General features: G+C 34.7%; 17 protein-coding genes and 2 pseudogenes. 10 read left to right on the top strand and 9 right to left on the bottom strand.

The features are described 5' to 3' along the window. The first annotated feature begins 224 nt into the window (after window positions 1–224). From FTU45_RS13465 to FTU45_RS13455, 3 genes are all read left to right on the top strand, one after another. A complete protein-coding gene (locus FTU45_RS13465; protein ID WP_002125021.1) occupies window positions 225–560 on the top strand; it encodes a hypothetical protein in 336 nt (111 codons plus the stop codon). A 69-nt stretch (window positions 561–629) separates the two neighbouring features. After that, complete coding sequence (locus FTU45_RS13460) at window positions 630–809, top strand: hypothetical protein (protein ID WP_026441249.1); 180 nt, start codon at window positions 630–632, stop codon at window positions 807–809. Continuing rightward, window positions 806–1,192 (top strand): type II toxin-antitoxin system death-on-curing family toxin, encoded by a 387-nt coding sequence (locus FTU45_RS13455; protein WP_002125026.1) that lies wholly within the window; start codon window positions 806–808, stop codon window positions 1,190–1,192. The genes FTU45_RS13460 and FTU45_RS13455 overlap by 4 nt, the downstream gene beginning before the upstream one ends. A 1-nt stretch (window position 1,193) precedes the next feature. Here the strand turns inward: FTU45_RS13455 and FTU45_RS13450 are convergent, their stop codons facing one another. Then, window positions 1,194–1,754, bottom strand: a complete 561-nt coding sequence (locus tag FTU45_RS13450) for a macro domain-containing protein (protein ID WP_002125033.1) — start codon at window positions 1,752–1,754, stop codon at window positions 1,194–1,196. 53 nt (window positions 1,755–1,807) lie between these two features. Between FTU45_RS13450 and FTU45_RS13445 the strand changes: the two genes are divergently transcribed. After that, window positions 1,808–2,323, top strand: coding sequence for a hypothetical protein (locus tag FTU45_RS13445; protein WP_002125020.1), 516 nt, complete (start codon window positions 1,808–1,810; stop codon window positions 2,321–2,323). A gap of 54 nt (window positions 2,324–2,377) precedes the next feature. Here FTU45_RS13445 and FTU45_RS13440 read toward each other — a convergent pair whose 3' ends face one another. Further along, entirely contained in the window at window positions 2,378–3,733 is a 1,356-nt protein-coding gene (locus tag FTU45_RS13440; RefSeq protein ID WP_180076566.1) for a MobA/MobL family protein, read from the bottom strand. Window positions 3,734–3,949: 216 nt separating this feature from the next. Between FTU45_RS13440 and FTU45_RS13435 the strand changes: the two genes are divergently transcribed. The 3 genes from FTU45_RS13435 to FTU45_RS13425 all read left to right on the top strand — a co-directional run bounded on the left by FTU45_RS13435 (window position 3,950) and on the right by FTU45_RS13425 (window position 6,727). Then, entirely contained in the window at window positions 3,950–4,636 is a 687-nt protein-coding gene (locus FTU45_RS13435) for a hypothetical protein (protein WP_071852198.1), read from the top strand. Window positions 4,637–5,206: 570 nt separating this feature from the next. Further along, entirely contained in the window at window positions 5,207–6,118 is a 912-nt protein-coding gene (repM, locus tag FTU45_RS13430; protein WP_180076565.1) for a replication initiation protein RepM, read from the top strand. Window positions 6,119–6,196: 78 nt separating this feature from the next. Further along, window positions 6,197–6,727, top strand: coding sequence for a plasmid replication DNA-binding protein (locus FTU45_RS13425; RefSeq protein ID WP_071852199.1), 531 nt, complete (start codon window positions 6,197–6,199; stop codon window positions 6,725–6,727). Window positions 6,728–6,928: 201 nt separating this feature from the next. Here FTU45_RS13425 and FTU45_RS13420 read toward each other — a convergent pair whose 3' ends face one another. Continuing rightward, on the bottom strand, window positions 6,929–7,477 hold the full coding sequence (locus FTU45_RS13420) for a hypothetical protein (protein ID WP_180076564.1): 549 nt from the start codon (window positions 7,475–7,477) through the stop codon (window positions 6,929–6,931). A 198-nt stretch (window positions 7,478–7,675) separates the two neighbouring features. Between FTU45_RS13420 and FTU45_RS13415 the strand changes: the two genes are divergently transcribed. Beyond that, a complete protein-coding gene (locus FTU45_RS13415) occupies window positions 7,676–8,155 on the top strand; it encodes a hypothetical protein (RefSeq protein WP_180076563.1) in 480 nt (159 codons plus the stop codon). Beyond that, window positions 8,148–8,459, top strand: coding sequence for a hypothetical protein (locus tag FTU45_RS13410; RefSeq protein WP_180076562.1), 312 nt, complete (start codon window positions 8,148–8,150; stop codon window positions 8,457–8,459). Before FTU45_RS13415 ends, FTU45_RS13410 begins: the two co-directional genes overlap by 8 nt. Before the next feature lie 483 nt (window positions 8,460–8,942). On the opposite strand, the gene FTU45_RS13405 is transcribed toward FTU45_RS13410, so the two are convergent. Together FTU45_RS13405 and FTU45_RS13400 are read right to left on the bottom strand one after the other, a co-directional pair. Beyond that, window positions 8,943–9,389 carry a ribbon-helix-helix protein, CopG family gene (locus tag FTU45_RS13405; RefSeq protein ID WP_016658834.1) on the bottom strand — a complete coding sequence of 149 codons (447 nt, stop codon included), beginning with the start codon at window positions 9,387–9,389 and terminating at the stop codon, window positions 8,943–8,945. A gap of 88 nt (window positions 9,390–9,477) precedes the next feature. Beyond that, window positions 9,478–9,771, bottom strand: coding sequence for an NAD(P)H-dependent oxidoreductase (locus FTU45_RS13400; protein WP_373685761.1), 294 nt, complete (start codon window positions 9,769–9,771; stop codon window positions 9,478–9,480). Window positions 9,772–9,780: 9 nt separating this feature from the next. On the opposite strand from FTU45_RS13400, the pseudogene FTU45_RS13395 reads away from it, so the two are divergent. After that, window positions 9,781–9,970: pseudogene (locus tag FTU45_RS13395) on the top strand (DDE-type integrase/transposase/recombinase); the annotation flags it as partial. Window positions 9,971–9,986: 16 nt separating this feature from the next. Here the strand turns inward: FTU45_RS13395 and FTU45_RS13390 are convergent. The 4 genes and pseudogenes from FTU45_RS13390 to FTU45_RS13375 all read right to left on the bottom strand — a co-directional run. After that, window positions 9,987–10,184 (bottom strand): annotated as a pseudogene (locus tag FTU45_RS13390) (hypothetical protein); the annotation flags it as partial. 23 nt (window positions 10,185–10,207) lie between these two features. After that, on the bottom strand, window positions 10,208–11,137 hold the full coding sequence (locus FTU45_RS13385) for a copper resistance protein B (protein WP_159516737.1): 930 nt from the start codon (window positions 11,135–11,137) through the stop codon (window positions 10,208–10,210). Further along, window positions 11,124–13,007: a copper resistance system multicopper oxidase gene (locus FTU45_RS13380; RefSeq protein WP_180076561.1), complete on the bottom strand. Its 1,884-nt coding sequence runs from the start codon at window positions 13,005–13,007 to the stop codon at window positions 11,124–11,126. The genes FTU45_RS13385 and FTU45_RS13380 overlap by 14 nt, the downstream gene beginning before the upstream one ends. A gap of 86 nt (window positions 13,008–13,093) precedes the next feature. Then, complete coding sequence (locus tag FTU45_RS13375) at window positions 13,094–13,411, bottom strand: hypothetical protein (RefSeq protein ID WP_004755899.1); 318 nt, start codon at window positions 13,409–13,411, stop codon at window positions 13,094–13,096. Window positions 13,412–13,465: the final 54 nt, after the last annotated feature.

Raw genomic sequence — 13,465 nt, 5'->3', positions numbered from 1 at the left:
CGGCATACTGGAATTTTCATATTATTGAATGGTCAGGAACAGGAAGTTCCATATAATAAAAAATAAGCACCAGGATGGCGCTATATAAGACATGCAAGAGCACAAAGACCTAATGTTCCAATAAAAACCCCGGCAGGATGCCGGGGTTTTTTATTGTCTGAATATTTTCGGATAATCCGTATTATATTAATTTTAGTTGAACTTAAAACTAGGCATAAAGACAAATGAAAATAGGGATCTTTTGGTACTGGAATAATCAAGTCATTGGTATTGCACATTCCTTTAATATTACGAAAGCAGACTCTATTGGCCTGATTGATAGCCCATATACACATATTGAATATTGGATTACATTGCAAGAAAAGTATTCTGAACTACAAAACTATGAGTATGAACAGATCCCAAGAGGTCGAGTAATTTTTGATACCAACAAAGAAAAATCAATTATTTATTTGGATAAGACATTGTTATATAAATCAAAAATTAATAAAGTCTATGATTTTTTTAATTTAAATCCAGAACAATCGGTGCTAAAAAAAGACTCACACTATCAAATTTGACCAACACTACTGTTAGATCAACAAACTTGCGTTAAAATACACACGATCACTCTTAGAATGGTAAGCGATATGAGAAAACGTCTTAAAGATTATAATATTGAACAAGTATCTAGTCGTGAAAAGGTTTCTGGACAAGTTTTACCTATAAAGTTTAGTAATGATGAAGCAACTAAACGAGTTGTTATGCATAGTGCTAGACGAGTGATCCAGCAACATAAAGCAGAAATACAAGAGTTAGCTTATAAATGAGCTTGATTAGTTCGACATTCGTAATTGCTGTACATGACGAGATTTTGCTTCAAACAGGTGTAGGTCGATCTGGTTGCCAGATTGAGAAACTGGAAAGCGTCCTAAACCGTATAGATCAGCAAATGTATTACAGTAATGTGAGTGATATCTTTGAAATTGCTGCATGGTTTGGTATTGCAATTTCTAAAGGGCATGCATTTGTCGATGGAAATAAAAGAACAGGGCTAGCAGTGATGCTAACTTATCTTGAAATCCAAGGTGTGACCATTCAAGAACACACGGGTTTAGATGATTTAATGGTTGATATCGTTGAATCCCAAGAAGATCATGAGCTTTTAGCCAAACTGGTAGCAGGATTCTTATATGAGCTATCTATAATTTAATTTATTCAATCTGTATTTTTATTTTTGGGTCGTTAATGTTAGAAAGTATCTCCTTATAAATTAAATAGTTTTCATCATCTCGGCATACAAAAAATACTTCTTCAACACAGTCATATTGGGGAAGTGTTGAAAGTATGGTACCAATTGCAATTTCGGCTGCCAGTTGGCGAGGAAAACCATAAACACCTGTACTGATGTTTGGAAAAGAAATAGTTTTTACACCAACATGGTTAGCTTTCATAATCGCATTACTATAAGCATCACAAAGCAATTGTGGCTCATTACGCTCACCATCTAACCATCTTGGCCCAACAGCATGAATAAGATATTGGGCAGGCAGGTTTCCAGCAGTAGTAACTTCTGCTTGTCCAGTTGAACACCCGCCTTTTTCTTGATGAAGTTGAATACATTCAGTCTTCATCAAAGGTCCTGCTTTTTTATGAATGATATAATCAAGCCCACTGCCACCAAGCAAAGACTTATTCGCTGAATTAACGATAGCCTGTACAGCGAATGTTGTAATATCTGTTTGGATTAAAATAACTTTCTTAAGATTACTCATTTTATCACTATAATAAAATCGCTAAGGTAGCAGTAATTTTTTGGAAAACCAACATGACTGAAAAAGAACATATTAATCAATATATTAAGAGCACGTGTGATTTAATCATTCAACATGTAAAAAACATTATCACTCTTCAAGAAAACATTAATAAACCATGGGGATATAGCTCCAGATTAATGGAGCATTTATTTCATCCAGAAAATGAACTGCTTTTTAAAGGATACTCAAAGAATATTTTTAATAATAAATCAGCAATGGCTATTAAGCCATGGAAAGAACATATTGTTCCCATGGCTTATGTCTTTAACAACTTATGGGTATTAATTGAAAGCAATGAATTATCAGATGCTGAACTCTCCAAAATTCTACAAAGAAATCTTGGTGTAGCCCATATTTCCTATGAAGAACAGAAAAAGTTAGATACTAAATTTTCAGGATTAAAAACAAATATGCCTAATGGATGGTGTTTGAAAACAGGTGATCCTATAGATCGTTTAAAAGCAGTTGGTATTGAATTAGTTGATGAAAATGGGGTTGAAATTCAATCTTTAATTACCCCTATTTAACATAAAATCTCTTATACGAAATTTCATTGTAAGCCCCAAATAGAAATGTCCGGTTTACAGCTCGAAAGTATTATTTAGATCATCATAATTTCGCGTATTTTTAACCTTAAGCTGTCCATGTGTATTTGCACCATATATGCTTTCAAATCGTGAAATACGCTCATTTAAACGCTCTGACATACGCATTTCACTATAAGTCATAGATCGACCCTTTGAGCATTCTTGTATTTGCTCTAAATCATGCTTGTAAATTTCATAAATCAGAGTTGATACCTCTTTCCGATCTTCTTTTATTGCCACGTCATTCAATAGGGATGCTTTGCGCTCAAGTACATCGATATAGTTAGAATTTGGTTCGTCTTGGAGAACTGCGAGCTTCCTAATTTCCTTCACTTTTTCAACTGTTCCTTGATGCGTTATCCAATCTAATTTGTAGGCTAAATCGGATGCTGAAACACGCTCAATTACTTGCCGTTGCTGCATTTCAGCTTCTTTCCGCTTGACCTTTTCAAGCATAGCGTAATACTGCTGTTGATATAGCTCAAAATTATTCCAATCCCTAGTTTGTAAAATCGTTTCCTTCTTTGCTTCAACTTCTTTAATCACGTCAGGATCAGAGCTATTGAGTTTATAACGTGGGATCTGCTCAACATCTTTCAGATTAGTGCCATATTTGGCGTTATAGTCTTTATTGCTCAAGCATGAAGCTATATTCGGCACAACAATTTCAAGTTCCGGCTCCCCAGGATTACGCCCTTTCACTTTAACAACCTTAGTGGGTGCATACGTCACCAGACTTTCATTAATCAAGTTCTCAGCAACTTGTCGATGATAAGCGATTTGATCACGACCTAAGCCCAATGCATCTGCTGTTAGTTTTTCAGCTCCACCTTTTGTTGGGTTTTTTGGACGATATTGCTTAAAGAATTGCTCCGGTGGTCTTTCCAAACCATCGGCAAGGGTTCGCTCTGAATACATGAAATGCAAGTGCGGTTGATCTTCACCCGTAATTGCTGATTTATGGATATGAACGGCACAAGTGAACGGAAATTGATGCTTGTTTGCGAACTCATCAATAAACTTTTCGACAAGTTCTTGCCGTTGCCATTGGCTTAACTCTTTTGGCAGTGCGACCGTCATCACTTGGCTAGTCCGGCCGCGCTCGATTTCATATTTATCCGCACTATGCCAGAACTTCTTTGGGTCGTTCTTAGCCCATTGGGGCATGTTCCCAGACTTAACAAATTCGACAGACTCCCCTTCCTTTAGTGTCGCGTGATGAGCTGTTCTAGTGATGTAGTGAAAGCCATTTTTTGAAGTTGGACTTTTCTTTGTTTTGCCTTTGTTTTTACCCGACTTAATTAGAGTTTTTTTATTTTTTACATTCTGCCGTTGGTTAAAGTAATACATAAAAAATCCCTCTATTAGCTGGGTCTCTTCTGCCTCCGGCAGGACGAGGAGTAGTGTCTTTTAACTTGATCATAACCCCTTTAGGGGGTATGTCAATTAAAAGACACGGAAACGAGGTCATTAATTATTTCTGTATAAACAGAAATAATTATGACTCATCCCCAATTGCAGGTTATGATAATTTTTAATTAGTGACATTTTTTGAGGTTTTCATAAATGGCAGGTCGTCCAAATTTAGTCGTAACTCAAGATGAACTATGCGAACTTTACAAGCACATTAAAACACTCCCTTTTCATAAACTAATTGAGCAAAATTTTGTTAGGGAATATGAAATAAATCCTGAAAAACTACTCATTCAAAACTTGGCATTAGTTAAAAAATGTAGATATGAAAAAAATGATTTTGATAAACGGATGACTTATTTCAATCTGTTAAAACAAAGCATAAAACCAACACAGCTCGAACAATCAATACTTGCACTCGAAAGACTATCAACTACAAGTGCAGATGCTTATTTCACAATGCACAAGTCTTTAGATCAGCTTAAACGATCAGCTAAGAATGAATTTCTTGAAAAAAATATTGCTGTCGAAATTCAAAAAGCCCTCGACCCTAAGACTGCTGAAAACAAAGCTGAATCACGAAATCAAAGAAATGCTGAATTAATTTTTTTAGGAGCAGCAGTTAAAAAATTATTGAATTATATGAATATCTCAGAAGAAACTAATGATATTGAGAAAATTGGAAGAGCAATTAAATCATCAATCTTAATTAATGGATTAAGTAATAATGAACAACTGAAAAAATATATTGAACATGCTGAAAATACAGCAGCGTTTCAATTAATAAATAAGACAGTACAAGATATTTCAACAGATGTGAGAAATCCTAATAAAAAATAGTTTTTTAAAACAATATATTACAGAGCGAGTGTCTACGAGCGAACTGACACCCTCAACTTTTAGCCGTGTTTTTCCCTGATTACAGGCTTCCTTTTGTTTACGTGACTCAGAATCAGAGCGTCACGAAGTGCGCGAACGATGAAGCTTTTGTTTTTAAAAAAGTATGAGCATAGCGAATGCATTATTGCTTTTGATTTTTTTAAATTGATATATGTATTAACCAAAAAATTGTCCCTAGAATCGAGCGAAAGCGAGATTCAATAGAGTTTGAGCGTAGCGAAAACCAAGGGCAATTTTTCTTAATTGATGTTTTTAATGTTTTTAATAGTTTTTAATGTTTTTAGCCTACCTTAAAGGCTTGTAGATAAAGGGTTATAGAGGATCACCCCCTACCTTTAGCAGTATATATCCCTACCTTTAGCAGTATATATCCCTACCTTTAGCAGTATATATCCCTACCTTTAGCAGTATATATCCCTACCTTTAGCAGTATATGTTTATCTCGTTTTCTTCTTTATTTCCTACAAAAAAAAATATATAGTAAATTAATAAAAATTTTATGGTCTAATAATGAGTAAAAATATAGTCGTAAAAGCGAATATCTTGATTGAGGCAAGCTACAAACTTGATTTGGTAGAAATGCGCTTAATACTTTTAGCAATTATTGAAGCTAGAGAAAGTAAAACATTGATTGATGCTAACTCTCTGATAAAAATATCAGCTAAAAAGTATGCAGAAATGTTTGATATTAGCCTCAAAAACTCTTATTCCATGCTACGAGGGGCTTGTAAAACCCTGTTCGACAGACAATTTTCATATGTGGATTGGGATTTTGATCTATTAAGTGAAGATACTTCTAAAATCTTTTTTACTTCTCGATGGGTATCTAAGGTAGGTTATAAGCCAGGTTTTGTTTACTTATCTTTTGCTCCTGATGTCATACCATTAATAAGTCGCTTAGAAAAAGAATTTACGCGTTATGACCTTCTTCAAATAAGTAAGTTTTCTAGTATTTATGCTGTTCGGATTTATGAAATATGTATGCAATGGAAGATTGCTAAAAAGTTTTATATTTCTCTCTCTGATTTACGAAATACATTAGGTTTAACAGAAATAGAACTTTCAAGAATTGATAACTTTCAAAAGAAAGTCCTTGAAGTAGCAAAAGATCAAATTAATGAGTCTTCGGACATAACTATTGATTATAAAACCAAAAAGTCTGGAACCAAGATAACTGGCTTTGAGTTCACAATAAGATCCAAAACATCACAGCCAATTAAAATGGAAATCGCCTTAAATGATAAACAAATTCTTTTGTTCTCAAATAAGCTAGTTCATGAACCTTCATTTGCTTCAAAGTACAGCAAAGTTGGTGAAAGTTATAATGACTTCGCTATAAGAATTTCTGAAAATTTAACTATTCCTGATAAGGTTCAGGAATACTTACCCTATCTAGAAAAAGTCGGGTTCAATACTGCTTAAAATATAGACTTGTCATTTTGTCTATTAGACAGTCTAATAGACAAGACATTTTTACAAGATTAGGCATCACTTTACATCATGAAAAGCCTTTCAGTTTTAGAGTTATCCAAGCTTTACAATATCAATAGACAGACCATCTATAATCAGATAAACAAAGGAATTTTAAGTAAAAATTCTGATAATAAGATTGATTTCTCAGAAGCCATCCGTGTATTTGGTGAACCTGCAAGAAAACAGGATGTAAAAGAGCCTGTAAAAATAGACAGTCCAACTTCGGCAGAAGTTTTATTGCTTAGACAGCAGATAGATATGCTCAAAAATCAGCTTGATGATGCCAAAGATCGGGAATCTTTCTATCAAAACCAAATTGAAACGATGCAACGCCTATTAGAAGCCCCAAAACCTAATATGACTACGTTTACCGATCAAGAATTAGTGCAACCCAGCATAGTCAAACCAGATCCCGAACCTGACACAGCAGAAGCTAAACATGACGGATTGACTACTCCAGAGCGGAGGGAAAATAAGCGGATTCCAGTGCCGGAGCATGTTGAACAGGAACCGGAGAAAAGGGGCTTTTGGAGCCGTTTTTTTAGACCCTATGATTAACCACGATTGTTAAACTGATATGAACAAAGTCGTGAAACATTGATCAAAGAATAGGCGTGGAACGTGAAAAATCATAAAAAAAGCCCACCTTGGGGAAGATGAGCTATAAACTAGAAACTACAGCATTGATTTCTAAAGAAAATTATAACGCATTTCGTATAACGCGTATTATGTTAATTTTAGGAAACTTAATTTTTAATTCTAAATACTGTTTGGTTCTATACCATTACCACCACATCTCTGACAATTACCTGTAGCTCCACCATCACCTTCACATAATTTACACATGAATAATATCGATTGATTAGGCTTAGGTACTAGGTTAGGCTTTATTTTATAAGTATTCTTAAATTCATCTTTACGCTCTTTACTTCTCTGATGACAATTACTAATAAAGCCCTTTAGCCATGTATTAGAAACTAAGTGGCCATAATATTTATCTGTTAATTCTTTAGTTCTATGTTTTTCAAGACGAAAAATTACTTCTCTCTTTCCATTTATTAGCCTATATTTTGCCAATATGATTAAAAGTGGTGAGAGCCCTTCTTTTGAACATATGTTAATTAAATTATTACTATGAATAATTGATAGATTTGCTTGCTCAGTTGCTTCAGATATATCTGTAATCAAATTTTTAATATTCTCTAGAAGATTTTCATCGACTTCATTCTCTACCCTTATGATTTCATTCCGCAGCTTTATCTCTTCATCTTGACGCTGAAGCTCTATAAGCCATTTCTCATAATTCATTATTACTCTCTCCCGCTTAAGATAATTCTCTATAGCTATCAAATTTATATGTTGTTTTAATCATTTTTCTTACTCCTAGATCTGATACATGATTTACTTTACACCACAATAAATACCAAGTAAATACCAAAAAGTATTTTATTGGTATTTATTGTGGTATGATTGGTATATGAGTTAACAAATTCAGAAGAGGAAAATATGAATCACGAAGATCTAGAAGATATTGCACAAGAAGATAAAATAAAAAGAAAAATGGCAATCGATGAATTAAGCCAATTTTTAGATTTAGGGCTTAACAATAGAATCGATCTTGAATCACAAATAATGAGAGGTATTTCTATTAAGTTGACTGAGTACGAACATGAATTAATTGATGTTGTAGCAAAAGCAATAGGAAAAAGTAAAAGTAAAGTTCTGCAAGAATTGATTGGATCTTATATGGATGCAGCATATGCCTCGTACTTAAAAGGGCTGTACCAACAAGGTGATTTATCTACTGATAATATGAATTTTGAAGGTTTAATAGAGCATTTAAAAAAAGATGCTTCTGAACTTCAAAAAATTGGAGTCAATGGCTTTGATGTATTCATGCTACTTCGTATGGGATATACAAATGAAGGATTAGACCTTTACTCCCAAAAGAGCTTTTCAACTAAATTAGGACACAGTAATGAATAATTATTTTGAGGAATTAGGTCGCATACATGCAAAAGATCTTGATGAAAAATCTATGAAGACCTCTGCGATGTCATTTCAACTGCCTGAAAAGAATCTCCAAAAACTAGATTATTTATGCAAAGTAATGGGAATAACTCGAAGTAAATTTATTCATATGCTGTTAGAGAACAAGCCTTTTGATGCTCTGAAAGCTTATATGAATGCTAGCAACCAAACTATTGATCAGTTAAACCTTCCAGAAAATATAAAAATTAGATTCCAAAGATATTTAAATCTTAACAAATTATCAAAAAAAGATGAGTGATATAAATATTTATAGCTTATTTAACATAATGGCGATTATACGAAATTCATTTGTATAATAATTTAAAAATCAATAACTTAAAAATTTAGTCATGACAAAGAAAAGGCAAAAAATCGGCTTTTGTAATAAGTTGGTGAGTTTTTAAGCAAATCTGTAACATTTCGCCAGTAAATTTGATTAAAAAACGATCGATTTAGCAATCAGCGCCCATTTCATCGGCTTCTAGGATCCGAAACTATCCCCAATTGCTATGGATAAAATTTAGGCTATTTTGTAGGCCTAGGCTTACGTGAATCTCGGCCCTTTGCTGCTATGCGGCATACTGGAATTTTCATATTATTGAATGGTCAGGAACAGGAAGTTCCATATAATAAAAAATAAGCACCAGGATGGCGCTATATAAGACATGCAAGAGCACAAAGACCTAATGTTCCAATAAAAAACCCCGGCAGGATGCCGGGGTTTTTTATTTGTATAAGCTATTTAAATAATAGCTTGTTCTTTTAAATGAGATAGTGCAGCAAGAATATATGATGAGTTGAAGGTTACATCGGTATAGGTTGATGGAGATCGACTTCCAGTTTCCTTAAAAATCTTATAAAAATTATCAACTTCATCAGTGCTTAAAGGGCGAATATTATCTTTGTTATTGTGAACAAATAATTTTCCGTCCTCACTAAACATAATAAATTTAGATTTTCTAGATTCAGTTTCTAAATTAACTGGTGTAGAAAAAAATTTAACGAGAGTTTCATATAGATTAATATTCATGTAACTTAACCCTTTGTTTTCATGTATATATTTTTTCGATAAGCTCTCAATACTCATAGAAATAGCTTCTCTGGCTAAAAATGATTTCGTTCTTTGACTCTTTTCAGCCAGTTGATCTAACTGTTTTTCTAATTCTACAGGTAATCGAAGCATCAACATTATAAACAACCCAATCTAAATGTATATCAATTAGAGTATATCATTAAGATGGTAGTTTCAAATTTTTTGAACCGCTCTTTCTCTGATTTCAGGGGTATATTTTAATTTTGTCATCGGGATAGTCTCTCAGAATATTGACTCTCCGACAAACCCGGTACGGTTCAGACTGTGATCCACCACTGACTTGCATCAAGGCAAGGGTTTTACCTTGGGTAGCACGGATTGCTCCTCCTGCAAGTGGAATCCAGTCTATTTGTGATTTAAAAATGGAACTCATAGAACCATGACGTTCAGGTGAACACCAGACCATACCTTCAGACCATGCAAGAAGCTCATGCAGTTCTTTTACTTTTGGATGCTCAGTATCCGCATCTTCTGGCAAAGGAAGGCCCCACAAGTGATAGATACAGATAAAGCACACATATGGAGGTGCTTTGTCACGGTTAAAATGGGAAAGAAAATGTCCACCAGATCTTGAGCACAGGCAGGTTAAGTATAAAAATAACGTGATCGAATGTAATCATGGCAAGCTAAAGCGGATCATTAGGGCCACTTTAGGATTCAAATCGATGAAGACGGCTATGTCACATGCATCTATTCAGATGGCATTAAACACCGATGATGTACAGACGAAGTAGTAGCAGCCGATCCTACTAAAAGAATAGCAAACGATAAAAACAGCGATAAGCATGTTTTTAACCACTGCATAAAAATAGACCAAAAATTAAGCTTTTTTAGTTTTACAGATTCGAAAATAAATAGTAATAATTCATGAATAGTAGCCGAAGCTACCATTCATGAATCCAAATCATACTATTTTAAAAAACTAATTCGATGCCTGCACCATATTTCCATCCCTTTTCAGACTCTGTTGCCTCTTGCATAGAAGTGGCTTTCTGTCCTTTTTCATATTGGTAAGCAACATCAATGAAAGGTTTAATTCGCTTAGTAATCTCATATCGGGTTTTGATACCAGTTTTTAGTTCTGATAAACCTGATTTTGCAGCATAGTTAGAATCATCGCTAAATATTACATCTGCTTCGATATAAGGTTGAGTAATAAGTTTCTGAGTTAAAAGCAAATCACGTTCTAATTCAAAACTTGCTCCCCAAAAATTATTCTCACCGCCATAAAGATATGCTTGTGTTTCAAAGAAATAAGGAGCTAGACCTAATATACCAATAACCCCATCCACTCGATCGCTGCTGCTGTTATTTTTATCTTCACTATATCTTACCCCAGCTTGTACATCCCAAAATGGGGCTACGTTACGGCTATAAAGTGCTGATACAGCATATTTTGGATCATTACTTTCTGACTTTTCCGAATTGGCTTCAATAAATAGACGATTTTCATCTGTACCAATCAAAGTTTCAAACTTTGTTCCTAACCCACCTTTACCGTCTTCATCAACCATCCATTCATTTTCGAGTTTTGTAGTTTGATAAACTTGACCACCATGTTCTTTAAGATGATTATTATGGGAGGAATCAGCTGGTTCCAAATTCTTCCGCATAATTTGAATACTTTTGTTTCCCTTGTTAATATTTCTTTTTGAAAAATACTTTGGATAAACATTTTGCGGGGAATAGCTTAACCCACCAGATTCCTGCAATAGTACCTTCATACTTTCTGGCATATTGCTATCTTCTACTGGTTGAGTGTTCTTTGCAAAGGTCAGATTTGATAATCCAAATAGCGCAATCATCAAAGTTGTTTTTGAAAACAAATTATTAGTGATGTGCATGTGGATTTACTCCCTTCTCATTTACTTGGGACTGAGGAACAGTCTTTGTAGAATTACCATCTTCCACTTGAGCTACAATGAGTTTATTCATCATTCCTGCACTCATATGGTAAAGCAGGTGACAATGAATAGCCCACTCACCTAACTCATCAGCTGTGAGTAGAGTGGTTATCGTTTTCCCAGGTGGAACAATTACCGTATGTTTGTTTGGCATATTGCTTGGATCCTGACCATTCTCAAGCTGCATAAACATGCCATGTAAGTGCATTGGGTGAGCCATCATACTGTCATTGACAAATTTTAAGCGAATACGTTCACCATACTTCACCACTAGTGGGTCGGCTTCATTAAATTTTTTACCATTTATTGTCCAAATATAACGCTCCATGTTTCCACCAAGACGGATCTCTATTTCACGTTCAGCTGCACGAGTGTCTTTTTGAGGATCTAACGATTGCAAATCACTATATTGCAATGCTTTATTACCTTCAGGTGTTGAAGCATTTGCCCATCCAAATACGGTATTATCATTCTTGTCTGAAGCCGCCTTAACAGTAGCGCTATTCATCGGCATATCATGATCCATACCTTTCATAGAAGACATATCATGATCCATACCTTTCATAGAAGACATATCATGATCCATACCTTTCATAGAAGACATATCGTGATTCATGCCTTTCATAGAAGACATATCATGATTCATATCTTTCATTGAAGACATATCATGATCCATACCTTTCATAGAAGACATATCGTGATTCATGCCTTTCATAGAAGACATATCATGATTCATTCCCATATCTTCCATAGTCAATAAAGAACGAGGACGAGGCTTAGGCATCTCAATTTGTTTTACAGGTGAGGTATTTTCATCATGTAAGGTTCCAACCGAAAATCCAGTACGATCAATAGATTCAGCTTCGATTTGATAATGGGCTTGTTTCGGTTCAACAATGACATCATAAGTTTCAGCAGTACCTATACGGAACTCATCTACAGGAACAGGTTTTACAGGTTGACCATCGGCACTTACCACTGTCATTTTTAAATTTGGAATTCGTACATCAAAAAATGACATTGCAGAAGCATTAATAAATCGAAGGCGAACTTTTTCTCCAGCTTTAAAATTACCGGTCCAGTTTTGCTGAGGTGTTTTGCCATTCATTAAAAATGTATAGCCTGTGACATCAGACATATCTGTTTTCAACATCCGCATCTGATTCCACATAGAGCGGTCTTGCCAAGTTGCCTTTAATCCATCACGTTTAACTTGTTTCATGACATCAAATACCGTTTCTCGACGGTTCTGATAGTAATCTGCTTCTTTTTTAAGATTCTTTGTGATTTGATCACTTGTTGAATTATGAAAATCAGAAAGCAAAACCACATAATCTCTATCAGTTTTTTCAGATGATGTTAAGGGGGTTTTATTTTTCGGATAAATAACTAAAGCACCATATAGGCCGTCTTGCTCTTGCCCTTTACTATGGGAGTGATACCAATAAGTACCATTTTGACGAACCTTGAATTTATATTCATACGTTTTATTAGGGGCGATGCCTTCGAACTGGTTGAACCCTGGTACACCATCCATGATTCCGGGTAATATCAATCCATGCCAATGAATTGAAGAGTCCTGATTTTTTAGCTTATTATGAACACGAATAACGGCATCATCTCCCTCTTCAAATTCAAGAAGAGGGGCAACGAATTTACCATTAACGGTAATTCTCTTTAGCGGTTTTCCTGTAATATTTACAGTCTGTTCCGCGATCGTTAAATCATATTCTTTAACTGCCGCCATTACCCAAGTTGATGAAAATAAACCAACTCCAATTAAGAGTACATGACTTAACTTATTTGACATTCTATCTCACCGTTAAAAAGACCAGATTAGAGTATTAAGGCAATCCTTATCGTTAGCTCCAATACTCCTTTCCTGCTTTTATAAAATTATTTATTTGATGTATTGGACATATTCATTTTTGAATGATCCATTTTCGAATGGTCCATATTCATCATGGAATGATCCATTTTCGACATATCAGAGGAATTTGCCGCTTGCTGTTGGCTAGGTTCTTGCTGAACCTTATTATCCTTGTTCATCTTACAAGGTTTAGAACACGGCTCTTGTGCTTTTTTTGCAGTTGTCACAGCATTAGATTTCGAATTTGATAGATCTTTTGCATCATTTGCCCAAGATTGAGTACCAGCAATTAAAGTTCCAGCACACATTAAAATTGTTAGACTACGACGCACTACAGTTTTCATAAGTTTCTCTAAAAGTTAATTTCTTGCTACTACAATAAAGTGAAGCACTGAACA

The sequence above is a fragment of the Acinetobacter sp. YH12106 genome, from assembly GCF_013418995.1.
Lineage (GTDB): Bacteria > Pseudomonadota > Gammaproteobacteria > Pseudomonadales > Moraxellaceae > Acinetobacter > Acinetobacter pseudolwoffii.
This window is presented reverse-complemented; position numbering and strand designations above follow the sequence as displayed.

What these genes read in the sequence shown, in the direction of transcription:
- FTU45_RS13465 (WP_002125021.1), top strand. Translation starts at nt 225, where the DNA reads ATGAAAATAGGGATCTTTTGGTACTGGAATAATCAAGTCATTGGTATT.
- FTU45_RS13460 (WP_026441249.1), top strand. Translation starts at nt 630, where the DNA reads ATGAGAAAACGTCTTAAAGATTATAATATTGAACAAGTATCTAGTCGT.
- FTU45_RS13455 (WP_002125026.1), top strand. Translation starts at nt 806, where the DNA reads ATGAGCTTGATTAGTTCGACATTCGTAATTGCTGTACATGACGAGATT.
- FTU45_RS13450 (WP_002125033.1), bottom strand. Translation starts at nt 1,754, where the DNA reads ATGAGTAATCTTAAGAAAGTTATTTTAATCCAAACAGATATTACAACA.
- FTU45_RS13445 (WP_002125020.1), top strand. Translation starts at nt 1,808, where the DNA reads ATGACTGAAAAAGAACATATTAATCAATATATTAAGAGCACGTGTGAT.
- FTU45_RS13440 (WP_180076566.1), bottom strand. Translation starts at nt 3,733, where the DNA reads ATGTATTACTTTAACCAACGGCAGAATGTAAAAAATAAAAAAACTCTA.
- FTU45_RS13435 (WP_071852198.1), top strand. Translation starts at nt 3,950, where the DNA reads ATGGCAGGTCGTCCAAATTTAGTCGTAACTCAAGATGAACTATGCGAA.
- repM (WP_180076565.1), top strand. Translation starts at nt 5,207, where the DNA reads ATGAGTAAAAATATAGTCGTAAAAGCGAATATCTTGATTGAGGCAAGC.
- FTU45_RS13425 (WP_071852199.1), top strand. Translation starts at nt 6,197, where the DNA reads ATGAAAAGCCTTTCAGTTTTAGAGTTATCCAAGCTTTACAATATCAAT.
- FTU45_RS13420 (WP_180076564.1), bottom strand. Translation starts at nt 7,477, where the DNA reads ATGAATTATGAGAAATGGCTTATAGAGCTTCAGCGTCAAGATGAAGAG.
- FTU45_RS13415 (WP_180076563.1), top strand. Translation starts at nt 7,676, where the DNA reads ATGAATCACGAAGATCTAGAAGATATTGCACAAGAAGATAAAATAAAA.
- FTU45_RS13410 (WP_180076562.1), top strand. Translation starts at nt 8,148, where the DNA reads ATGAATAATTATTTTGAGGAATTAGGTCGCATACATGCAAAAGATCTT.
- FTU45_RS13405 (WP_016658834.1), bottom strand. Translation starts at nt 9,389, where the DNA reads ATGTTGATGCTTCGATTACCTGTAGAATTAGAAAAACAGTTAGATCAA.
- FTU45_RS13385 (WP_159516737.1), bottom strand. Translation starts at nt 11,137, where the DNA reads ATGCACATCACTAATAATTTGTTTTCAAAAACAACTTTGATGATTGCG.
- FTU45_RS13380 (WP_180076561.1), bottom strand. Translation starts at nt 13,007, where the DNA reads ATGTCAAATAAGTTAAGTCATGTACTCTTAATTGGAGTTGGTTTATTT.
- FTU45_RS13375 (WP_004755899.1), bottom strand. Translation starts at nt 13,411, where the DNA reads ATGAAAACTGTAGTGCGTCGTAGTCTAACAATTTTAATGTGTGCTGGA.